General features: G+C 65.0%; 16 protein-coding genes. 12 read left to right on the top strand and 4 right to left on the bottom strand.

Annotated features, from left to right (window positions below):
• Positions 1-19: 19 nt before the first annotated feature.
• Complete coding sequence (locus tag AAC691_RS21630) at positions 20-541, bottom strand: TetR/AcrR family transcriptional regulator (protein WP_342628432.1); 522 nt, start codon at positions 539-541, stop codon at positions 20-22.
• A gap of 199 nt (positions 542-740) precedes the next feature.
• On the opposite strand from AAC691_RS21630, the gene AAC691_RS21625 reads away from it, so the two are divergent.
• On the top strand, positions 741-1,934 hold the full coding sequence (locus AAC691_RS21625; protein WP_342628431.1) for an MFS transporter: 1,194 nt from the start codon (positions 741-743) through the stop codon (positions 1,932-1,934).
• Positions 1,935-1,975: 41 nt separating this feature from the next.
• Here AAC691_RS21625 and xylB read toward each other — a convergent pair whose 3' ends face one another.
• Positions 1,976-3,448: a xylulokinase gene (xylB, locus tag AAC691_RS21620; RefSeq protein WP_342628430.1), complete on the bottom strand. Its 1,473-nt coding sequence runs from the start codon at positions 3,446-3,448 to the stop codon at positions 1,976-1,978.
• Positions 3,449-3,512: 64 nt separating this feature from the next.
• Between xylB and AAC691_RS21615 the strand changes: the two genes are divergently transcribed.
• Entirely contained in the window at positions 3,513-3,758 is a 246-nt protein-coding gene (locus AAC691_RS21615) for a hypothetical protein (RefSeq protein WP_342628429.1), read from the top strand.
• On the opposite strand, the gene AAC691_RS21610 is transcribed toward AAC691_RS21615, so the two are convergent.
• Positions 3,745-4,563, bottom strand: a complete 819-nt coding sequence (locus AAC691_RS21610; RefSeq protein WP_342628428.1) for an alpha/beta hydrolase — start codon at positions 4,561-4,563, stop codon at positions 3,745-3,747. The genes AAC691_RS21615 and AAC691_RS21610 overlap by 14 nt on opposite strands.
• 49 nt (positions 4,564-4,612) lie before the next feature.
• Here AAC691_RS21610 and AAC691_RS21605 point away from each other — a divergent pair, with 49 nt between their 5' ends.
• Positions 4,613-4,927: an ArsR family transcriptional regulator gene (locus AAC691_RS21605; RefSeq protein ID WP_342628427.1), complete on the top strand. Its 315-nt coding sequence runs from the start codon at positions 4,613-4,615 to the stop codon at positions 4,925-4,927.
• A 173-nt stretch (positions 4,928-5,100) separates the two neighbouring features.
• On the opposite strand, the gene AAC691_RS21600 is transcribed toward AAC691_RS21605, so the two are convergent.
• Positions 5,101-7,416, bottom strand: a complete 2,316-nt coding sequence (locus tag AAC691_RS21600; protein ID WP_342628426.1) for a TonB-dependent receptor domain-containing protein — start codon at positions 7,414-7,416, stop codon at positions 5,101-5,103.
• A gap of 141 nt (positions 7,417-7,557) precedes the next feature.
• On the opposite strand from AAC691_RS21600, the gene AAC691_RS21595 reads away from it, so the two are divergent.
• The 9 genes from AAC691_RS21595 to ligA all read left to right on the top strand — a co-directional run bounded on the left by AAC691_RS21595 (position 7,558) and on the right by ligA (position 21,507).
• On the top strand, positions 7,558-8,127 hold the full coding sequence (locus AAC691_RS21595) for an Lrp/AsnC family transcriptional regulator (RefSeq protein WP_342628425.1): 570 nt from the start codon (positions 7,558-7,560) through the stop codon (positions 8,125-8,127).
• A gap of 204 nt (positions 8,128-8,331) precedes the next feature.
• Positions 8,332-8,853, top strand: coding sequence for a sigma-70 family RNA polymerase sigma factor (locus AAC691_RS21590; protein WP_176639112.1), 522 nt, complete (start codon positions 8,332-8,334; stop codon positions 8,851-8,853).
• Between the two features lie 102 nt (positions 8,854-8,955).
• The gene (locus AAC691_RS21585) at positions 8,956-9,753 is read left to right on the top strand and encodes a FecR domain-containing protein (RefSeq protein ID WP_342628424.1); all 798 of its coding nucleotides are present in this window, start codon (positions 8,956-8,958) and stop codon (positions 9,751-9,753) included.
• A gap of 351 nt (positions 9,754-10,104) precedes the next feature.
• Positions 10,105-13,221 (top strand): TonB-dependent receptor domain-containing protein, encoded by a 3,117-nt coding sequence (locus AAC691_RS21580; RefSeq protein ID WP_342628423.1) that lies wholly within the window; start codon positions 10,105-10,107, stop codon positions 13,219-13,221.
• 88 nt (positions 13,222-13,309) lie between these two features.
• A complete protein-coding gene (locus AAC691_RS21575) occupies positions 13,310-15,412 on the top strand; it encodes a M13 family metallopeptidase (protein WP_342630305.1) in 2,103 nt (700 codons plus the stop codon).
• A gap of 567 nt (positions 15,413-15,979) precedes the next feature.
• A complete protein-coding gene (locus tag AAC691_RS21570; RefSeq protein ID WP_246285367.1) occupies positions 15,980-16,465 on the top strand; it encodes an Lrp/AsnC family transcriptional regulator in 486 nt (161 codons plus the stop codon).
• Between the two features lie 125 nt (positions 16,466-16,590).
• The gene (locus AAC691_RS21565; RefSeq protein ID WP_342628422.1) at positions 16,591-17,538 is read left to right on the top strand and encodes an outer membrane protein assembly factor BamD; all 948 of its coding nucleotides are present in this window, start codon (positions 16,591-16,593) and stop codon (positions 17,536-17,538) included.
• A gap of 40 nt (positions 17,539-17,578) precedes the next feature.
• Positions 17,579-19,318, top strand: coding sequence for a DNA repair protein RecN (recN, locus tag AAC691_RS21560; protein ID WP_342628421.1), 1,740 nt, complete (start codon positions 17,579-17,581; stop codon positions 19,316-19,318).
• A 29-nt stretch (positions 19,319-19,347) separates the two neighbouring features.
• Complete coding sequence (ligA, locus tag AAC691_RS21555) at positions 19,348-21,507, top strand: NAD-dependent DNA ligase LigA (protein ID WP_408906031.1); 2,160 nt, start codon at positions 19,348-19,350, stop codon at positions 21,505-21,507.
• The last annotated feature ends 162 nt before the right edge of the window (positions 21,508-21,669 follow it).

The following is a 21,669-nucleotide window of genomic DNA, read 5'->3' as shown; positions in this document are numbered from 1 at the left end:
GATTCCGCTTGAACGGGATCTACTCCCGCTCCCGGCCCTCCGCCGCCACGCGCAGCGCCGCGTCGCGCGCCAGCCCCGGGGGCAACGGCGCATCCGTGAACAGCAGCCGCGTCAGCACCGGCGCGACGACGGCATCGATCACGCGCGCGGCGGACAGGCGGACCGACGGCTGGGCGGCGGCGAGAATCGCCTCGATAACGGGCTGCACCGTATCCATCAGGCTGCATGCGGCCTGTGCGCCGTCCCAGCCGCGCAGGATGTCGCGCATCATCTCCCGGCCGGGCGTCGAGTCCATCTCCTCCTGGTACATCTCCGCCCAGGTCGCCAGGTCGGTACCGAAATGGCCGGTCGGCCGGATCGGACATTCCGTGCGCAGGGTGCGCTGGGCGACGTCGCTCACCAATGTCGCCAGATCGCCCCAGCGGCGATAGATCGTCGAGGGCGTCACGCCCGCGCGCTGCGCGATCTGCGGCACCGTCAGCGTCTCGCGGCCGCCCTCCGCGATCAACGCGCCGACCGCCGCATGCACGGCCTGCTGCACGCGCAAACTCCGCCCCCCCGGTCGCATCCCTGCTCGCCCCCCGGGTTGCCCCCCGGGTTGCCCCCCTGCTTGCCCCCCCGCTTGCAAGACCCGTCTCACCGACATGATGCGTACCCTCTAAAGCAAATATATTGCTTTTATGCGGCATACTCCAATATGGACTAACGCACATCCTATGCTTTAACGGGGGAACCCGTCCATGACGAAGCTACCTGCACGACGCCTCCTCTGGACCTATGGCGCGGTCCTGTTCGTCTTTCTCGGCGCCTCGGCCGCGCTGACCCCGCTCTTTCCGCTCTATCAGGCGCAATGGCACGTCCCGGTGCCGATGCTCCAGGCCGCCTTCGCGATCTACGCCCTGACCCTGCTGGGCGCGCTGCTCTGCTTCGGCGCGCTGTCCGACCATATCGGCCGCCGCCGCGTCGCGCTCATGGCGATCGCGATCGAGGCACTGGCCATGCTGCAATTCGCCACCGCCGCGGGGATCGGCGACGTCATCCGGGGCCGCGCCCTGCAGGGGCTGGCCACCGGCATCGCCACCAGCGTGCTCAGCGCGGGCCTTCAGGACGCCGAACGCGCGCGCGGCGGGCTGATCAGCGGCATGGTGCCGATGGGCTCGATGGCGGGCTTCGCGCTGTTCTCGGCCGTGCTGGCACGCTTCGCGCCCCAGCCGCTGCATCTGGTCTTCGTGCTGGTCCTCGCCGCCCTGGTACTGGCCGTTCCCGCGATCCTCGCCCTGCCCGAAACGGTCTCGCCGAAGCCGGGCGCGCTCGCCTCCCTCAGGCCCCGCGTGCATGTGCCCCACCGGGCCCGCGCGGCCCTGCTCCGGGTCGCGCCCGCCAATATCGCGGTCTGGGCGCTCGCCGGGCTGTTCCTGTCGCTCGGCCCCGCCGTCGCGCGGCTGGCCGCCGGCGGATCGACCGACCCGCTGCTGGGCGGCTGGGAAATCGCCTCGGTCATGAGCGCGGCGCTCGCGGCGATGCTGCTGCACCGCAAGGGTGACGCGATGATGCTGCTCCGGCGCGGCGCGCCCCTCGTTCTGCTCGGCCTGCCCGTCATCCTGCTCGGGCTTCATGCCCGGCACCTCGCGCTCTTCCTGCCGGGGGCCGCGATCGCCGGCGCCGGGCTCGGCCTGATCGTCCAGGGGTCGCTCCGCGCGCTGGTCCCGCTCGCCCATGTCCACGAACGCGCCGGCCTGATGGCCAGCTATTTCGTGCTCAGCTACCTCGCCTTCTGCGTGCCGGCCTTCGCCGCCGGGTTCGCGGTGCGCGGCCTTGGCCTCACGGCCACCACCGATCTCTACGTGGTGCTGCTGATCGGGCTGACGGGCATGACCCTGCGCGCGTTGAATCGCCCGAACGACGGCCCGGCCCCCGCGGAAACGGCCGCATAAATCCGCGCACCCCGCCCAAGCCTCTTGCGTTGGGGGCGTCCTCAGGCGGCGCCGCGCCGCGGCGACAGGCCGGACAAGGCCGGATACAGGGCCCGATAGCGCGCCAGCACCGGCCCGTACGCCTCCCTCAGGGCCGCGTCGGGCGCCACGGTCGCGATCCGCTCGGGCGGCAGGCAGATGTCCGCGATGCGCTCTCCCGTCGCGGCCAGCCGGGCCAGCCGCGCCGCGCCGAACGCGCCGCCCTGCTCTCCGTGCGCCAGCCGATGCAGCGGAATATCCATGACCGACGCCAGGATCGACACCCAGGCCGCGCTGCGCGCCCCGCCGCCGATCACGTCGGCCTGGCGCAGGACCGATCCCGCCGATGCCAGCCCGTCCAGCGCGTCGCGAAACGAAAAGGCCACGCCTTCCAGCACGGCCTGGGTCATGTCCGCCCGTGTGCTCGCCCGATCCAGCCCGACGAACGCGCCCCGGATCGCGGCGTCGTTATGGGGCGTCCGCTCCCCGGACAGATAGGGCAGGAACAGCACACCCGACGGCGCGGTGACCCGCTCCGGTAATTCGGCCAGCAGCGCCGCCTCGTCCCGTCCGGCCACCTCCGCCCACCAGGCCAGGCAGGACGCGGCGGACAGGGTCACCCCCATCTGGTGCCACATCTCCGGCACCGCATGGCAGAAGGCATGGATGGCCGATTCCGGCCGGGGGCGAAAACGCTCGGTCGTGGCCCACACCACCCCCGACGTCCCCAGCGAGACGAAGGCATCGCCCTCCCGCACCGCCCCCAGCCCGACCGCGCCGGCCGCATTGTCGCCGGCTCCTCCGGCCAGGATCGGCGGCACCGCCATCCCCCACCGCGCGGCCAGCGCGCGCGTCAGCCGCCCGGCCTGCGCCGTGCCCTCGCACAGGGCCGGCATCGCGGCCCGCGTCAGGCCGGTCGCCGCCAGCGCATCGTCCGACCAGCGGCGGCGCCCGACATCCTGCCACAACGTGCCGGACGCGTCGGACATGTCCTCGATCATCTCGCCGCTCAGGCGATAGCGCAGCCACGCCTTCGGCAGCAGGACATGCCGGACGGCGTCGAAGATCTCCGGCTCGTGCCGCGCCACCCATATCAGCTTCGGCGCCGTGAATCCCGGCATGGCGATATTGCCGCACACGCTCCGGCTGTCGGGAAAACGCTGCTCGAACACCTCGCATTCCGCGCTGGAGCGCACATCGTTCCACAGGATGCACGGCCGCAGCACCTGCCCCGCCGCGTCCAGCAGCACGGCGCCATGCTGCTGCCCCGACAGGCCGATCCCCCGCACCGCGGCGACCGCCGCCGGCTGCTCGGCCCGCAATCCGTCCACCGCGTCGAGCAGCGCCCCCCACCAATCCGCGGGGTCCTGCTCGCTCCAGCCGGGATGCGGGGACCGGCTGCTCAGCCCGACGGTCCGCTTCGCCAGGACGGCCTGCGCCTCGTCCACCAGAACCGCCTTGATCCCCGACGTACCCGCATCGATGCCGATATACATCACCCGTTCCCTGCAACACGCCCCGGCGGAATGTCCGCGCCCGACTCGGGCCCCGACTCAGGCAATGCGGCATCCCGGCATCGCCCGACCGGATGAAATCATCCGATCGGGCAAAAACACGCATCAAAAGAACGCGTTCGGCCGCACCCGCCGCGCGATGCCGCCCACCGCGACGGTGAACGCCGCGCCGCACGGCCGGTTGTCCGCCCCGGCCTTCGCCAGTTGGATGATGATTTTCCCCGGGGCGGTTCACGAATTCCAGCCCGCCTGGTGCAGGCATGTCTTGCGTATCGCCATTACGCCTGGTTGAGCCGTTTCAGGACGGCCGCCACGATGATTTCGGGCCGGTCTTCCTGAACGAGGTGCCCGGAATCGTCCACCGCGATGCAATCAACGTCGGAGATCAATGCAGCCAGCGCCACGCCCTTTTCAAAGGGTATCCATTCGTCGTTTCGCCCCCAGAGGACTGTTACGGGACAGTCCATCCGCCCGTATCGTCCTTCAACCTCATCGGTAAATTTCTGATCCATCTGCGCTATCTGGCGATAGAACGCAGGCTGGCCTACTGGCCCGAGCCACGGCGTACTATAGATTTCCAATGCTTTTTCGGACAGCGGATTATAAGCCGCAGTCTGCAAGTAGGCGCGCAATAGCGCCCGGTGCATGTAGTCTGGCATTCCGGAGAAGGCGGCCTCATGCTGACGCACATGCTGAACCAAAGCGGACCCCCAGGGGGCGAGGGCAACAGCGTCGAAGATCGTCAAGGAACTATAACGTAAGCCGTTCATGTAATAGGCGCGTAGCGCCGTGGCCCCGCCGAAGTCATGTGCCAACATATCGGGACGTTCGAGGCCCCACTCCGCGAACAGAGCGGCGAGGGTCTTGTTCTGCACAGCCAGAGAGACGTCTTGACCCTCACGCATCTCCGACAGTCCGTAGCCGACCAGATCGAAATAGTAGATGGTCCTGCGATCGGCGAGTTGCGGCACGATTCTACGCCAGACCTGCGAGGAAAAGGGTGTCCCATGAAGCGCCACCAGCGGTGGCCCGTTGCCGGCCTTGCCCCACCGGACGGCATTTCCTTCTATGATCGTCGTATTGGGCAGGTCCAGCATGACAGCTACTCATATTGCAATTTAGCTAAATGACAATATGATAACAGCTATGGATAGATCAAACCAAATCAAAGCGATGGCGAGCGAGCAACGCCTGACGGTCCTTCGATTGCTGGCGAAACCGCAAAAGCACTTCGGCCACCAATGGTCGGCCGATCCGGTCGAGTTCGGCGTCTGCATGACATTGATCGCTGAGGCACTATCGGTGGCACAGCCTACGGCTAGCCGCCATCTGGAAATTCTCAAACAAGCCGGCTTCATCACCGTGCGGAAGCACCTGAAATGGTCGTATTGCAAACGGGACGAAGCTGCAATCAAGGACTATCTGAATTGGCTGGGCGCTGAACTCTCCTCAACCGTATAAGCCTACCAGGGATCCCAGAACACTCACCTGCCCAGGATGCGAAAAACGTCGAGGCTTTATCAGCGGCCCAGCGCGTTCCACGGGCTTTCACGACATGCTCTCCCCCGCGACATGGCCCGCATGGGCGGCCCGGACAACCGGGTCCGCCCATGCGACGGCGCGTCAGGACCGGGTCAGAACCGTGCGTGCAGCGAGCCGAAGATCTGGCGCGGCGCTCCCGCGAAGAGCTGCTGCGTGTCGCCCGACATGGAATAGCCGCCGATGCCGCCGACATATTGCTGATTGAACAGGTTGTAGACACCCAGGTTGAATTCAAGCGTCTCAAGATGCGGAATATGCCGGAAGCGATAATTCGCCGACAGCGTCGCCAGCCAGTAGCCGCTCACCGCCGCGTCGTTGACATACGAGATATAGCGCTTGCTCATGTAGTTGACGTTGAAGTTCAGCCGGGCATCCCCGAACGCATAGCTCGCGTTCGCCTTGTACATCCATTGCGGATAGCCCGCCTCCAGCTTGCCCGCGACCGGATAGGTCACGCCGTCGCTCGTCACGTCGCGGCCATAGGTCGATTTGTTGTAGCTGAAGCTGTTGAAGACCTCCAGGCCGGGCAGCGGCCGCACGGTCACGCCCGCATCCGCGCCCCACATATCCATGTTGCCCACGTTGATATAGGTATTGTGCGCGTTCACCAGGCTGCCGACCGTGATCGTGGCCAAGCGGTTGCGATAGTCGATGTGATAGAGATTGACCAGAACCGTCAGCCGCTTCGCGTTATAGCGATATCCCACCTCGTAGTTATAGGACGTCTCCGGCTTCAGGTTCGTCGGCATCTCGTTGACGCCCCAGGCATTGCCGCTCTGCCACGTATTGTACGTATAGGCCCGCAGGTTCTTCGCGAAATCGAAGAACAGCTCGTTTCTACCCAGGAACGTCCAGTTCAGGCTGACATGCGGCAGGAAGGCGCCGGCCGTCGTCAGGCTGCCATTGGGCAGCGTGTCCTGGCCGGTATAGGTCGGATTGTTGTAGGACGCGCCCCCCGCCGTGGTCGTCAGCATCGACTTGAAGCCCGCATGCGCGCGCAGGTTCTGCAGGATGCGATAGCTGTCTTCCAGATAATATTGGAACGTGTTCGTGTTGAACTGCATCGCATAGGCCGTGGCGAACGGATCGTCATAGGGCCCCGTTCCGCTGCGCGGCGCGCCCTGGCCCAGCACGGGCTGGCTGTAGTAACGCTGCGCCCAGCTATAGCCCACATGCTCGTACCAGACCCCGCTATGCAGCGTGTGATTGCCGATTTCGTATTGCAGGGCAGCCGTCGCCCCCAGGCGTGTGACCGCGGTATGGCCCACCTGCTGGATCATCGGCGCGCCCGACGGCGACGTGACATAGGGATTCGTCCATTCGTAATCCCCGCCGGACTGGTGGTCGTACAGCACGTTGGTGAAATGCAGCCGGTCGGTCAGGTCATATTGCGTCGTAATGCCGGTCAGGTAATTCCGCTGAAGCTGCGCCCCGTCGTAATAGGACGCATCCTCCGGGTCCGACAACCTGTCATAGCCGGCCGGAAACTGCCCCAGCGCCGCCTTATAGGCCGTGGCATAGTCGGGATAGTAGTAATCGACCCGCTGGCCCAGCTTGTGGATGATCTCCAGGCTCAGGTCGCTATAGTTATATTGATCGAACTCCGAATAGTTGAAATAGCCGCTGACCTTCCCCCGCGTGCCCAGCGGCTGGACGACCTTGAAATTCGCCTGCTGCTCGAACTGATCGCCCGCGCCCTTCCACTTGCCCGCGTCGGTTCGGGCATAAGCGGCGGAAAACTTCGTGCCGGTGCGGTTCAGCACCCCGCTCTCGAACCGGGCGAAGGTGCGATAGGTCCCATTGCTGCCGAAGGTCTGGGACACGTCGCCGCCCATCCTGTCGCGCGGGTCCAGCGTATAATATTGCAGCGCGCCGCCCAGGTTGGTGATGGACATGACATCCAGCGCCCCGCCCCCCTGCGACATGTTCACATGGCCGATATTGTCCTGGATCACCGCCTGGTTGATGTCCAGGCCGCTGGCATTGATGAACTGCCCGTCCCCCAGCGGGATCCCGTCGAGCGTGATGCCAAGCTGGCTCTGCGTATAGCCCCGGATATAGAATGTGTTCGCCCAGGTATCCAGGCCGAACGGGTCGTCCGAGGCAAAGCTCACCCCCGGCGTCGTGGCCGAGAGCACCTGCAACACGCTGGTTCCCGGCACGAAGGTCTCCAGCGCCTTGCGCGTGATCGTCTGCTCCATCCCATGGGACGTATTGCGGTTCGCGGTCACGGCCAGCGATTCCGACGCGGCGACGACGGCATGGACGCGCGGTTTCGGCGCATGGGATGCCGCCACCTTGCCCTTCGGTTTGCGCACCGACACCGGAGCGCCATGGGCTGCAGGCAATGCAGCCAGCACCGCCAAAGATGAAACGAAGGCGTACAGAAATTTTCTTCGCGCGCTCACGGGTCGCTCCTTGCTCACGAATTCGTGTGGTGCGATATTGTCGAAATCGATACGAATTGTGCATTCATATTCCGACATAGAAATGACGGAATCATTCACTACATTTCGTCTCGCTGAAGGATTTTGACGTCATCGGGAGACATGATGGAAGATGCTGCCAGGTCCGACCTCGACCGGACCGACCGTGCAATCCTGAACCACCTGGCAGCGAACGGACGCCTGCCGATCTCGGACCTCGCCCCGCTGGTCAATCAAAGTGCGGCGACATGTTTTCGTCGGGTGCAACGCCTGGTCGAACGCGGCGTCATCCTGCGCTTCAGCGCGATCCTCGATTCCGCCAAGGTCGGGCGCGGCGCGCTGGTCCTGGTGGGCGTCAATCTCGACTCGCTGGACAAGGCGAACATCCTAGCCTTCGAAAGCGCGGTCCGCGCGCTGGACATCCTGATCGACTATTACTTGGGGCTGCGGAATGGTAAGGCGTATGAGACCGGAGCCGGTGACATCACCCCGGCCAGTGATAACGGGCCGCTCGCCATAGGCGAATTTTGGAATCAAAGGGACAGTGGACAGGACCGCCTTTTCATGCCCGGCCACACCGGGTGTTCGCCGGGACACATTCCAAAAAAAAGCGGTTGGTCGAGCGGACGTGCCTCTTGCCTATTGCGGCTTCGTTATGATTGTCAGGAGAGAGCGTCGTACAGCGTTTCCTGAACGGGGGACACACGGCGCGGCGCTGGAAATCACGTGAAGACGTTACGAAGTCGATATCAAGAACGTGTGAGAAAAATTACCCTTGGAAAAAGTTTATATATCGGACAAATTCAATAATTATACGATTTGTTTTTGTATTTATGCGTGCGGGATGCGATACGATCCGGTGCCCGTCGCGTTCGGTTGGGCCGTGTGAAACCAGAGATGACCAAACACCCCCTGACGCATTCACGGCATGCAGACCCGCTGGCAGGACTGTTCCAGTCGCATTTCGGCTGGCTGGCCGGGCGTGTGGCGCGTCAGCTCGGTTCCCGTAGCAAGGGGGAGGAAATCGCCTCCGAGGCGTTTGTCCGCCTTGCCGCATCCCGGCAGGCGGAAAGCTTGCGCGAGCCGCGTGCTTTTCTGCTGGTCGTGGCGCGGCGCTTGATCTCCGAGTTGAGAAGACGCAGCGTGCTGGAGGCAAGCTATCTGGACGCGCTGCGGACCGTTTCGGCGGAGACAGCGCCGAGCCCCGAGGAACATAATGAGTTCCTGCAATTGCTCCAGCGCATGGACCATGCGCTGCGCGGCGTGTCCCCCAAGGCACGCGCGGCGTTCTTCTTCTACCGAATCGACCATCTGCGCCATCAGGACATCGCCGAACGCCTCAACGTATCAGTCAGCATGGTACGGAAATATATCGATACCGCCGAACGTGCCTGTGTGGGCGTGCTGGATCGGCCTTGAGTTCCTGAATTCCTGTTCGTAATAGAAAGCATCATGGCTTCCGATCCAACACGATCCACGGACGCGCTGCAGGGCGGAAACGAGCGGTCCAACTCCGTGGACATGCAGCTTGCGCGGCTGAGCGCGGCGCTGGGTGGCCAGTCTCTAGGCGACGTTTACCTACGCCGGGTGAAACGCCGCGCGCTGCTGCGCCGGGGGCTGGGAGCGCTCGCCGGCGCAGCATGCGTGGCGGACGTGGTGGTCGGGCCGGGGCATCTGTCGGGCGATCCGCGCGCCGATATCCGCACCCGCCATGGCGAGACGCAGCAACTCGCCCTTGGAGCACGATCCACCGCAACGCTTGCGCCGTGCAGCGCCATCGCATTCGCCGCCGGCGGCGGGCGGAACGCGTTCACGCTCCTGCGTGGAACGGTTCTTGTCGAAAGCCGCCCCGACGCGGCATCGCCGTTTATCCAAGTTGCCACCCGCGCGGGCACGGTCCGTGCGTTGGCCGGCGATTTCATGGTCCGTCGCGATGACGGCCGGACGATCGTGACCGCCCATGACGACATGCTGACCATTCTGCCCGCGCATGGGCCGCGCCTGACCCTGGCGGCTGGCCATGCCATCGATCTGGAGCCGAATGGACCGGGCGAACAGGCCATCGACTGGGGCCTTGCGACCTCTTGGCGCAATGGGATGCTGATCGTGGAAAACGGGACGCTTGGCGATGTGGTCGCAGGGTTGGCACCCTACTGGCGAGGTGCGCTGTACATCACGCCGCGCGCGGCGCGCATCCGGGCGAGCGGCGTATTTTCGCTGAACGATACCCGCCGTTCGCTCACGCAACTCGAGGAGATCTTCCCGGTCTCCATCCGGCATCTACCTTTCGGAGTCGTGACGATCAATTCTTTATCGTGACGATCGTGACGTAAAAAAAGTTTCTCAGTCGGTATCACTTTGGCCGGCTCGATCCTCATCCTTTGTGACGGCCACACCGTAACGGTCCGTAACGATGAGGAAGAGATGAAGAGAAACCAGCGGCTATTCGGCATATCCACCTTTTTTCTGCTCACGGGCTCATGTCTCGCAGGGGTCTCATCAGGCCGAGCCGCCGATATCTCCGTCAGTCAGGCGAAATCCTTCGCCTTCTCCCTGCCGCCGGGGCCGTTGGCACGAACCTTGTTGCGCATATCGGCCCAGACCGGAACTCCCATCGCGTTTTCTCCCGATCAGGTGGCAGGCAGGCAGGCGATTGCGATCGACGGCCAGATGACCGAGATGACAGCGGTCGGCCTCGCCTTGCGCGGCACCGCATTGGCCGTGGTCGCGACGCCATCCGGCGGGTTGAAGATCGTCACGACCTTACCGCCCGCGCCGGCCTCCACCCCCATGCCGCGCGCGGACGCCATCAAGGCAACGAATGCAACCGCCCTCGCCGCTCCGGATCGTACTGACGCGACATCCAACGCCGAAGCCATCGTCGTCACCGGGTCGCGCCTCGCCCATTCCGCGCTGACCGACATCATGCCGACCACAACGCTGGATGCCGAGCAACTGGCACGGCGTGGTTATACCAATGTCGGCACCGCGTTGTTGCGTGAAAACCCGGCCTATGGAGCGCCGGACAATTCCAATATGGGGACCCAAGGCAGTTATGGTGCCGGCCAGTTCTTCGCCAACATGTTCAACCTCGGCTCGCAGCGCACGCTGACGCTGGTGAACGGCATGCGCTTCGTCTCGGACGCGTCTTCCTCGATCTTCGGCGCGGTCGCGGGGTCGCCGGTCGATCTGTCCATCATCCCCTCCTCGCTCATCAAGAAAGTCGAGACCGTGAGCGTCGGCGGCGCGCCCGCCTACGGGTCGGACGCGATCGCCGGCGTGCAGAACTTCATCCTCAAGAATGATTTCCAGGGCGTGGAGTTTACCGCACAGGGCGGTTTTTCCCAGAAGCTCGATGACGGATCGGCCAAGATCGCGTTTCTGGCTGGTCGGCATTTCGATCATGGCCGGGGCGGCGTCGTCTTCGATCTCGAATATAACGACCAGCTTCCGCTGACCCGCGCGGCGCGGCCGCAATTCGGCGGCGGAAACAGCAATTATTTCGGGCAAAGCAACGATCCGAACAGCCCGTACCAATACGTGCTGCAACACGGGCAGCGTTATCTGGAATTCACCAATTCGGGCATTCCCATCACCTCCGATACCTACCCCACGCTCTCGGGCCAGAACCTGGGGGGGGTGACGAACGCCGCGGGACAGACGCTGATATTCAACCCCACGGGCACCGCCCTGGTGCCGCTGACCTTCAATTCGGTCAACGGCGACCAGATTTCAGGCTCCGGCGGGAATGGCTTCAATATCGGCAACTACAATAATCTGATCGTCGGCCAGACGCGGCTGAACCTGACCACGCTGGCCCATTACGACATCACCGATCACTTGAAGGCGAAGTTCGAAGGCTGGTACCAGGATGCAAGCGCCTTCAATACGTCCGCCCAACCGAACTACAATTCCGCCCTGTTCGGCAGCGCGATGACGGGCGCCGCCGACGGGACGCAGAGCGGCAACCTGGTGTTGAGCACCAGCAATCCATTCTTGACGCAAGCGGAACGCGCCACCATCATCTCGAACCTTGCCGCGCAGGGGGTACCGACCGACCAATTCTATCTGGCCCGCGCCAACACCGATTACGGGACCGGCGCTTTCACCACGAACACGCAGACGTTCCGTTTCGTCGGCGGTCTGAACGGGGATTTCGAGTTCGCCGGCCGTCATTTCGACTGGGATATCACCGGTACGTACGGGCGCTCGATGTCGCAGACCTATCAGCCCATGATCGTGGCGCAGAACTTCGTCAACGCGCTGAATGCCGTGAGGCTGCCTGACGGGTCGATCGGCTGCGCACCGGGCTATGTCAGCTCGCCGCTGCCCACCGAGAGTGCGACCTGCGCGGCGCTCAATCCGTTCGGCGTGAGCACCGCAAGCCAGTCGGCGATCGACTATGTTACCGCCATGAGCAAGACCTCGCAGACGAACAGCCAGTTCGACATCGTGGCCGAGGTGAAAAGCACCGTCGTCAAGCTGCCGGCGGGGGATGTGCGCTGGGACCTGGGCTACGAGCACAGGCGCGAGGCTACGAGCTTCAATCCGGGGGCCTTCTTCCTCGGGGAGCCCATGCCGGATGGCACCTATCAGCAATATGGCGCGTTTATTCCGGTCTCGCCTGTCGCGGGCAGCTATCATACGCACGAGGCCTTCGCCGAACTCGAGGTTCCGCTGGTTTCGCCGAAGATGCATATCCCCGGCGTCTATGAATTCTCGGGCGACGCGGCGGCACGCTATGTCAACAACTCCATAACCGGAGGCTTCTGGACCTGGACCGCCGGAGGCACCTATGCGCCGACGCGCGACGTCCTGTTCCACGGCAATTATACCCGCTCGCTCCGCGCGCCGTCGATCACGGAACTGTTTGCACCCGATGGTTCGGTCTACGACAGCGGGAACGATCCGTGTTCGCCCCAGTTCATCACGTCCGGCCCGAATCCGGGCGTCCGGCGCGCGAATTGCGCCAAGGCGGGCGTGCCGACCAACTTCACGTCGAATATCAATAATTATACCATACTCGGCAGTTCGGGCGGAAACCCCCATCTCCAGAACGAAACGGCGGACAGCTTTACCGGCGGCGTCACCCTGCGTCCGCGCTGGGTGCGTGGGCTGACCATCAATTCCGATTTCATCGACATCAATCTGCACAATGAGATCCAGTCGCTCGACATCACCCAGATCATGGACGCGTGCTACGATTCGCCGAACTTTCCGAATGCCTACTGCTCGGCCTTCACGCGGGATTCATCCGGCCAGATCACCAATTTCCACGAGGGATATTACAATATCGCAAACCAGCACGTGCGCGGCGTGCAGTCCAAGCTGGATTACTTCCTGACGCTCGAGGATATCGGGCTGGGTCCGAAATCCGGCGCGGTCGAGATGACCGTCAATTACATGCATTACGTCTTCAACAACCAGACGCTGCTCAGCCAGACTTATGCGCAGGTCGGCGACACCAGCAACCCGCGCGACAATTTCACGACCAATATCAATTATTTCCGCGGTCCACTCATGCTGCAGTGGCAAATGATCTACTACGGCAAGAGCCGTTACAAGCTGAACGTCGCCCCGAACACCTATTCCATCAACGACTTCAAGCAATATTTCATGTTCAACACAACCATCGGCTATACTTTTCTCAAGCATTATATGGCGAACCTGAATATTAACAACGTGTTCGATGCGAAACCGCAATATCCCTATATCGGCTCGACCTCGCGCTATTTCGACGGCATCATCGGACGCTCGTTCATGCTGACGGTCCAGGCGAATTTCTAAGCGCGGGCATGCGCGTCCCGCGCCGGAACGACCATCCCATACAATTCGGCGCGCCGCGGTGCGCCAGGAGGAAATCGATTTGATCCTCATGAAGCAATACGGCATCGCAGAGCGCCGTGGTGGAATTGCGATGCTGGGCACGGCCTGCCTGGCCGGGATGCTGGCCACCGGAGGTGCGACGGCCGCCACTGTGGCGGTTCCAGCGACGCCGGGCGCGTCGGCTGCGCACCTGGGAACCTGGGGGCTCGACCTGTCCGGGCGCAACCTTTCGGTGCAGCCAGGCAATGATTTCTTCGGCTATGCCAATGGTACTTATGTCGAGCACCTGGTCATTCCGCCGGACCGGGCGAGCTGGGGGCCGTTCAACGAACTCGCCGAACTGTCGCGTACGCGGGTGCAGGCGATCCTGAACGACGTGTCGTCGCAGGCGCAGGCAAATCCGACGACGATCGAAGGCAAGCTCGGGACGTTCTATGCCTCATTCATGGACGAGGCGGCCGTCGAGGCATCGGGTGCGGCGCCATTGGCGGCCGACCTGGCCGCGATCCGTGCCGTGCATGATGCCGCGTCCTTCGCTGCCCTCGCCGGGTCGGCCCAGGAAACGTTTCAGGCATCGCCGTTCTCGCTCATGATCCAGCCCGATGCGAAGGACCCCACGCGGTATTCGCTCAACCTGGACCAAGCAGGTCTGGGGATGCCGGATCGGGATTATTACATCAAACCGTCCTTCGCCGCGAAGAAGACCGCGTATCGGGCCTATGTCGAGACAATGCTCGGCCTGATCGGGTGGCCGGACGCGAAGCAGGCGGCATCGGACATCGTCGCGCTGGAAACGGTCATCGCAAAGGCTCACTGGGCGCGCGAAGCGATGCGCGATCCCGAAAAGAGCTACAATCCCCGCACCGTCGAACAACTCGGGAAGGACGCGCCCGGTTTCGACTGGGCGATCTGGCTGCAGGCGGCGGGCATTCCGACGGCGGGTCTCACTCAGCGTATCGTGATCGCCGGCGAGCCCAGTGCGATCACCGGGGAGGCGAAAATCCTCGGTGCGACGGATATCGCGACGCTACGCGCGTGGTTGGCCTTCCATCTGGCGGACAATGCGGCGCCCAACCTGTCGAAATCGTTCGTCGACGCATGGTTCGCGTTCAACGACAAGACGCTATCCGGCCAGCCGCAACTGCCCGTGCGCTGGAAGCGGGCGGTGGGCGCGACGAGTTCCGCGATGGGATGGGCGATCGGCCGGGTTTATGTCTCGCGCTATTTCCCACCGGACAACAAGGTGCAGATGGGTCATCTGACGGATGAGTTGAAGACCGCCTTTCGTGTCCGTCTTCAGCATAATAGCTGGATGGAGCCGGCGACGCGTGCCGCTGCGTTGCGCAAGCTGGAGAATTTTACCATCCAGATCGGCTATCCCACCAGGTGGCGTGATTATGACGCGCTGACAATCCGCAAGGGCGACGTGTATGGCAATGCCACGCGCGCGATTGCCTTTGAATGGCGATACTGGCTGGAGCATCTGGGCAAGCCGGTCGATCGCGACGAGTGGGACATGACGCCGCAAATTGTAAATGCCTACAATATGCCCGTGTTCGACGAGGTCGTGTTCCCAGCCGCGATCCTTCAGCCGCCCTTCTTCAACCCTAAGGCCGATCCGGCCGTCAATTACGGCGCCATCGGCGGCGTGATCGGGCATGAGATGACCCATTCCTTCGACGACGAGGGGCGCAAGTTCGACGAGCATGGGCGGCTGCGCGACTGGTGGACCAAGGCGGACGCGGCGCGGTTCCAGAAACTTGCCGACCGGCTAGGTGCGCAGTTCGACGCATTCGTGGTTCTGCCGGGCGTGCATGTGAACGGAAAGCTGACAATGGGCGAGAATATCGCCGATCTGGGCGGGCTGACGCTGGCGCTGGATGCCTATCATGCCTCGCTACACGGCAAGCCGGCACCGGTGATCGACGGACTGACGGGCGACCAGCGCGTGTTCCTGGGCTGGGCGCAGGTGTGGCGCGAGAAAGTGCGGGACGACGCCCTGCGCCAGCAAATCGTGGTCGATCCGCATTCGCCGCCGGTCGCGCGCGTCAACATGCCGATGCATAATATCGATGCATGGTATGACGCATGGGGCGTCGTGGCGGGACAGAAGCTTTATCTGAAGCCGGAAGACCGCGTGAAGATCTGGTGACGGCCAAGCCGGCCGGGGACAGGACCGGCCGAAACGGTGCTGTCAGGTCGGCCGTGTGGAGCAATCCTCGCCCGTTTAAACGATCTCGTTTGAACGGACTCAACTTCCGCGGCCGACGCATGCGCGTCACAGGGCATTTGACCCGAAACCGGATCAATGATTGCAGACAGGCTGCGTTCGCGCATGTTTCGAATCGCCGTGCTTACCCAAGTCTACGGCAACGGTATCAGTACGATCGGCGTCCTGCGGACGCCCCAGCGCCTTCGGCCTATGATCTGCTGGATCAGCTTGCGGGCGCTGGACCGCATGCCCTGTTCCTCAAAGGCCTCGCAAGCCGCACCGCGGCCTGTGCTACGGCTATGACGTGGTGAAGCGTGAAAACTCTGATCTCGGACGGCCTCTCAGAAATTTTCTTCGCGCGCTCACGGGTCGCTCCTTGCTCACGATTTCGTGTGGTGCGATATTGTCGAAAGCGATACGAATTGTGCATTCATATTCCGACACAGAAATGACGAAATCATTCACTACATTTCGTCTCGCTGAAGGATTTTGACGTCATCGGGAGACATGATGGAAGATGCTGCCAGGTCCGACCTCGACCGGACCGACCGTGCAATCCTGAACCACCTGGCAGCGAACGGGCGCCTGCCGATCTCGGACCTCGCCCCGCTGGTCAATCAAAGTGCGGCGACATGTTTTCGCCGGGTGCAACGCCTGGTCGAGCGCGGCGTCATCCTGCGCTTCAGCGCGATCCTCGATTCCGCCAAGGTCGGGCGCGGTGCGCTGGTCCTGGTGGGCGTCAATCTCGACTCGCTGGACAAGGCGAACATCCTCGCCTTCGAAAGCGCGGTCCGCGCGCTGGACATCGTGATCGACTGCTACCTGGTCTCGGGCGAATACGATTATTTCCTCAAGATCCGCGTCGCCGACATCTACCGCTTCAATGCGATCCACAGCGACTATCTCGTCTCGCTGCCCGGCATCAACCGTACGCGCACCTTCATCTGCCTCAAGGAGGTGATCGACCGGCACGAACCCGCGCTCGATTTCTGATCCGCCTCCAATCCGAAATGCCCCGTCCCGCGCCGAATCCCCCCTCATTCGCCGCGAAAACGACGCCATGGCCTTCACCATGGCCCGGCGCATGATATAAGGCAGACCGAACTGGAAGAGCCGGCATGTCACTGCACACCATTCGCACCCGTTTCGCTGCTTGTCCCACCGGCCCCCGCGCCGCCCGGTACGCCGCGCTCGCCCTGATGCTGTCGCTCGCAGCCTGCGGCGGCGACAAGAAGGCGATCAGCGACATGCAGGCGCATGTCCCCCCGGCCGACACGCTCTACAATAACGGCATCGACGCCCTGCACAGCCAGCGCTACGCCCTGGCCGCCGCGGAATTCGAGGCCCTGCAGCAGAACTATCCCTATTCCGGCTATGTCGCGAACGCCCAGCTCATGGAAGGCTACGCGAACTACCTCCAGGACAAATATCCCGAGGCTGTGCAGCAGCTCGATCGCTTCCTCGAACTGCACCCCACCAGCCCCGACGCCGCCTATGCCTTCTATCTCCGCGCGCTCTGCTATTATGAACAGGTCTCCGACATACGGCGCGACCAGCAGGGCACGATCGAGGCGATGAACGCGCTGGAAGAGGTCATCACCCGCTTCCCGCAATCGCCCTACGCCCGCGACGCGCAGCTCAAGATCGATCTCTGCCGCGACCACCTGGCCGGCAAGGAAATGCTGGTCGGCCGCTTCTATCAGCAGCAGCGGAATTACGAGGCCGCGGTCAATCGCTACCAGCGCGTGGTGCAGGATTTCCAGACCACCAACCACGTGCCCGAGGCCCTGGAACGGCTGGTCGAGGTCTATCTCGATCTCGGCCTGACCGATCAGGCCCGCCGCACCGCCTCGGTCCTGTCCTACAACTACCCCGGCAGCCAGTGGTACCGCTACAGCTACGACATGCTGCGCAGCAAGCATCTGCTGGCCGCCAACACCCCGCTGCCCGGCTCGGTCCCCGACACGGCCCAGGCTCCGTCCGATGCCGGCACGCCGGATCACAAGGCCCCGCCGCCGCCGCCCCGCCGCGGCTTCTTCTCGCGCACCTGGCACGCGATCTTCTGACTCATCGCTCCGATACCGCTATCCGGCGCGGGCCCGATGCATGCTGACCCATCTCGCCATCCGTGACGTCGTCCTGATCGAACGGCTGGACCTGCCCTTCTCCCCCGGGCTGACGGTGCTGACCGGCGAGACCGGGGCAGGCAAATCCATCCTGCTCGACAGTCTTGGCCTTACCCTGGGCGACCGGGCCAGCGCCGGCCTGGTCCGCGCCGGCGCCGAGCAGGCCAGCGTCACAGCCTGCTTCGAACTGGCCTCCGACCATCCGCTGCACGGCGTCCTGGCCGAACAGGGCATCCTGATCGACGATCCGCGCGACCCCCTGGTGCTGCGCCGCCTGGTCGCCACCGACGGCCGCTCCCGCGCCTATATCAACGACCAGCCGGTGGGCGTGGCGCTGCTGCGCCGCGCCGCCGGCCTGCTGGTCGAAATCCAGGGCCAGCATGAACAGATGGGCCTGGCCGACCAGTCGACCCATCTCGACCTGCTCGACGCGTTCGACGTGCCGCCCGCCCTGCGGGCCGACACCGCCGACACCTACCGCGCCTGGATGGAGGCCACGGCCGAACTCGCCGCCGCCCGCGCCGCGCTCGAAAGCGCGGCGCGCGAGGAAGACTGGCTGCGCCAATCTGTCGAGGACCTCGCCGCCCTCGCCCCGCAGGAGGACGAGGAAACCCATCTGGCCGGCCTGCGCCAGGCGCTGCAACAGGGCGAACGGCGGGGCGAGGCCATCGCCGCCGCCCTGGCCGAACTCACGCCGCGGGACCGGCGCGCCGCCGGTCCCGCCGCCGCGCTGCGCAATGCCGGCCGCACCCTGCAGCGGCTGCTGCCCACCCCGGGACACGCCTCCGGCCATGCCGCCGCAGGCGACGACGCGGTCTCTTCCTCCGCCGCCGACCTGCTGGCGCAAGAGGCCATGGCCGCCCTCGAACGCGCCGAGGAAGCCCTGGCCGAAGCCGAAACCCACCTCTCCCGCCTCGCCGCCGAATCCGAAGCCGATCCCCAACTCCTGGAACAGACCGAGGAACGGCTGTTCGCGCTCCGCGCCGCCGCGCGCAAGCACGGCGTGTCGGTCCCCGAACTGCCCGGCCTGCTCGCCGCCTTCTCCACGCGGCTGGCCGCCCTCGATTCCGGCAACAGCCGCATCGCCGCACTCCAGGCCGAAGTCGCCGCCCGCCGCGCCCGTTTCGCGGACGCGGCCGCCCTGCTCTCGGCCGCCCGCGAACGATCGGCCCGCCGGCTCGAACAGGCCGTGACCGCCGAATTGCGGCCACTGCGCCTGGAACGCGCCCGCTTCCTCGTCTCGCTCCCCGCCCTGCCGCCCGAGGGCTGGAACGCCAGGGGCCGCGAACAGGCCGCCTTCCTCATCGCCGCCAATCCCGGCCAGCCGCCCGGCCCGCTGGCCAAGGTCGCCTCGGGCGGCGAATTGTCCCGCCTGATGCTGGCGCTCAAGGTCGTGCTGGCCGGCCGCTCCGCCGTCCCCACCCTGGTGTTCGACGAAGTCGATTCCGGCGTCGGCGGCGCCACCGCCTCATCCATCGGCGAGCGTCTCTTCCGCGTCGGGCAGGACGTCCAGGTCCTGGTCGTCACCCACAGCCCGCAGGTCGCTGCCCGCGGCAACGCCCATCTGCGCATCAGCAAGACCGTGACGAAGGGCCGAACCGAAACCCGGGCCGAACCGTTGTCCCCCGCGCAGCGGCGCGAGGAAATCGCCCGCATGCTGGCTGGCGACACGATCACCGAGGCCGCACGGGCGGCGGCGGATTCCCTGCTCCGGGGGTAAGGCCCATGGGAACGAAACAGACGAAACAGATGTCGCACACGCAAGCCGCCCCCAATCCGGCGACCCCCAATCCGGCAACCCCCGATCTGGCAACTCCCGATCTGGCAACCTTGCCCCCGGACGCGCTCTCCGAATCCCAGGCCGCCGCCGAACTCGAACGCCTCGCCGCGCGGCTGCACGACCTGGACCGCGCCTATTACGAACAGGACGCCCCCGCCGTCTCCGACGCCGAGTATGACGCGCTGCGCCGGCGCAACCTGGCGATCGAAACCCGCTTCCCCGCGCTGCGCCGCGCCGACAGCCCCTCGCTGCGCGTCGGCGCCGCCCCCGCCGCCGCGTTCGGACGGCACCGCCACCTTGTGCCGATGCTCTCGCTGGACAACGTCTTCAACCGCGAGGATTTCGAATCCTTCATCGCCCGCGCCGTCCGCTTCCTCGGCCTGACCGAGGAGCAGTCGCGTACCCTGCGCTTCGTCGCCGAACCCAAGATCGACGGGCTGTCGATCAGCCTGACATACGAACACGGGGTCTTCGTCCGCGGCACCACCCGCGGCGACGGGACCGAGGGCGAGGACGTCACCGCCAATCTGCGCACCCTGCGCGACCTGCCCCAGCGCCTGCGCGGCCACGCCCCCGCCCTGATCGAGATCCGGGGCGAGGTCTTCCTCTCCAAGCCCGCATTCCTGGCCATCAATGCCGACCAGGCGGCCGCCGGGCAGAAACCGTTCGCCAACCCGCGCAACGCCGCCGCGGGCTCGCTGCGCCAGCTCGACCCCGCGATCACCGCCCGGCGCCCGCTCTCGCTCTTCGCCTATGCCCAGGGCTTCGCCTCCGACCGACTGGCCGGCACCCATTGGGACTATCTCGACCGGCTGCGCCATTGGGGGTTCGCGGTCAATCCGCTGTCGCGCATCGTCGAAAACGCGCACGCGGCCGAGGATTTCATGGAAACCATCGCCCGCGAACGCTCGGGCCTCGCATACGACATCGACGGCGTGGTCTATAAGATCGACGACCTGGCCCTGCAGGACCGGCTGGGCTTCGTCGGCCGCGCGCCGCGCTGGGCGATCGCCTGGAAATTCCCCGCCGAACAGGCCATCACCCGCCTCACGCGCATCGACATCCAGGTCGGCCGCACCGGGGCGCTCACCCCCGTCGCCATCCTCGAGCCGGTCAATGTCGGCGGCGTCATCGTCACCCGCGCGACCTTGCACAACGAGGACGAAATCACCCGCAAGGATATCCGCGAGGGTGACCTGGTGCAGATCCAGCGCGCGGGCGACGTCATCCCCCAGGTGCTCGGAATCGTCCCGCCCCGCCCCGGCGAGCCGCCGCGCGCCGAACCATTCCGCTTCCCCCATGAATGCCCGATCTGCCATTCCCGCGCCGAACGTCCCCCGGGCGAGGTGGTCTGGCGCTGCACCGGCGGCCTGACCTGCCCGGCGCAGATCGTCGAACGGCTGATCCATTTCGTCTCGCGCGACGCCTTCGACATCGACGGGCTGGGCGAGCGCACCATCACCGAATTCTACCAGGACGGCCTGATCCGCACCCCGGGCGACATTTTCCGCCTGCCGGAGCACGAGGCCGAAATCGCCGGCCGCGACGGCTGGGGCGAAGTCTCGGCCCGCAATCTCAGCAACGCCATCCGTGCCCGCCGGACCATCCCGCTGGCCCGCTTCATCTACGCATTGGGCATCCGCCGCATCGGCGCCAGCAATGCCCGCCTGCTGGCCCGCCATTACGGCGCCTATGCCCATTGGCGCGACCAGATGCTGCGCGCGACGCAGATCGGCTCGGACGAACGCCTGGCCCTGGGCTCGATCACCGGCATCGGCACCGCCATCGCCGACGAACTCGCCGCCTTCTTCATGGAACGGCACAATCTCGACACGCTGGCCGACCTCGCCGCCATCCTGACGATCGAGGACGAGGACATGCCCGCCCAGGGCCACCTGTCTGGCAAGACCATCGTCTTCACCGGCACGCTGACCACCATGACCCGCCCCGAGGCCAAGGCCGTGGCCGAACGGCTGGGCGCGCGCGTCACCGACAGCGTGTCGAAGAAGACCGACCTGGTTGTGCTCGGCGCCGATGCCGGCTCCAAGGCCCGCAAGGCCGCCGAATTGGGCATCGACACGCTCGACGAGGCCGGATGGCGCGAACTCGCCGGCATGCCGCCCGCCTGATCCGCGGCCGCCCCCTTCTGGCCCGTCTCCTTCTGGCCCGCCCCCCTTCTGGCCCCACGGCGGCATTCTGCGCTATCCTGCGCGCAATGAAAAAACCCGCCGCCGGGACACGCCGTCCCCTCCATCCGTCCCGGCCCGCCGCCGACCGCGGAGCATGCCGTC

Origin of the sequence: Nguyenibacter vanlangensis, from assembly GCF_038719015.1 — a bacterium.
Taxonomy (GTDB): domain Bacteria; phylum Pseudomonadota; class Alphaproteobacteria; order Acetobacterales; family Acetobacteraceae; genus Gluconacetobacter; species Gluconacetobacter vanlangensis.
The sequence above is the reverse complement of the archived record's forward strand: the minus strand, read 5'-3'. Positions and strand labels throughout refer to the sequence as shown.

Coding starts and splice junctions, on each gene's coding strand:
- AAC691_RS21570 (WP_246285367.1), top strand. CDS start 15,980: ATGATGGAAGATGCTGCCAGGTCCGACCTCGACCGGACCGACCGTGCA.
- AAC691_RS21595 (WP_342628425.1), top strand. CDS start 7,558: ATGATGGAAGATGCTGCCAGGTCCGACCTCGACCGGACCGACCGTGCA.
- xylB (WP_342628430.1), bottom strand. CDS start 3,448: ATGTATATCGGCATCGATGCGGGTACGTCGGGGATCAAGGCGGTTCTG.
- AAC691_RS21575 (WP_342630305.1), top strand. CDS start 13,310: ATGAAGCAATACGGCATCGCAGAGCGCCGTGGTGGAATTGCGATGCTG.
- AAC691_RS21590 (WP_176639112.1), top strand. CDS start 8,332: ATGACCAAACACCCCCTGACGCATTCACGGCATGCAGACCCGCTGGCA.
- AAC691_RS21625 (WP_342628431.1), top strand. CDS start 741: ATGACGAAGCTACCTGCACGACGCCTCCTCTGGACCTATGGCGCGGTC.
- AAC691_RS21610 (WP_342628428.1), bottom strand. CDS start 4,563: ATGCTGGACCTGCCCAATACGACGATCATAGAAGGAAATGCCGTCCGG.
- AAC691_RS21565 (WP_342628422.1), top strand. CDS start 16,591: ATGTCACTGCACACCATTCGCACCCGTTTCGCTGCTTGTCCCACCGGC.
- AAC691_RS21585 (WP_342628424.1), top strand. CDS start 8,956: ATGCAGCTTGCGCGGCTGAGCGCGGCGCTGGGTGGCCAGTCTCTAGGC.
- AAC691_RS21615 (WP_342628429.1), top strand. CDS start 3,513: ATGCGGCATCCCGGCATCGCCCGACCGGATGAAATCATCCGATCGGGC.
- recN (WP_342628421.1), top strand. CDS start 17,579: ATGCTGACCCATCTCGCCATCCGTGACGTCGTCCTGATCGAACGGCTG.
- ligA (WP_408906031.1), top strand. CDS start 19,348: ATGTCGCACACGCAAGCCGCCCCCAATCCGGCGACCCCCAATCCGGCA.
- AAC691_RS21580 (WP_342628423.1), top strand. CDS start 10,105: ATGACCGAGATGACAGCGGTCGGCCTCGCCTTGCGCGGCACCGCATTG.
- AAC691_RS21605 (WP_342628427.1), top strand. CDS start 4,613: ATGGATAGATCAAACCAAATCAAAGCGATGGCGAGCGAGCAACGCCTG.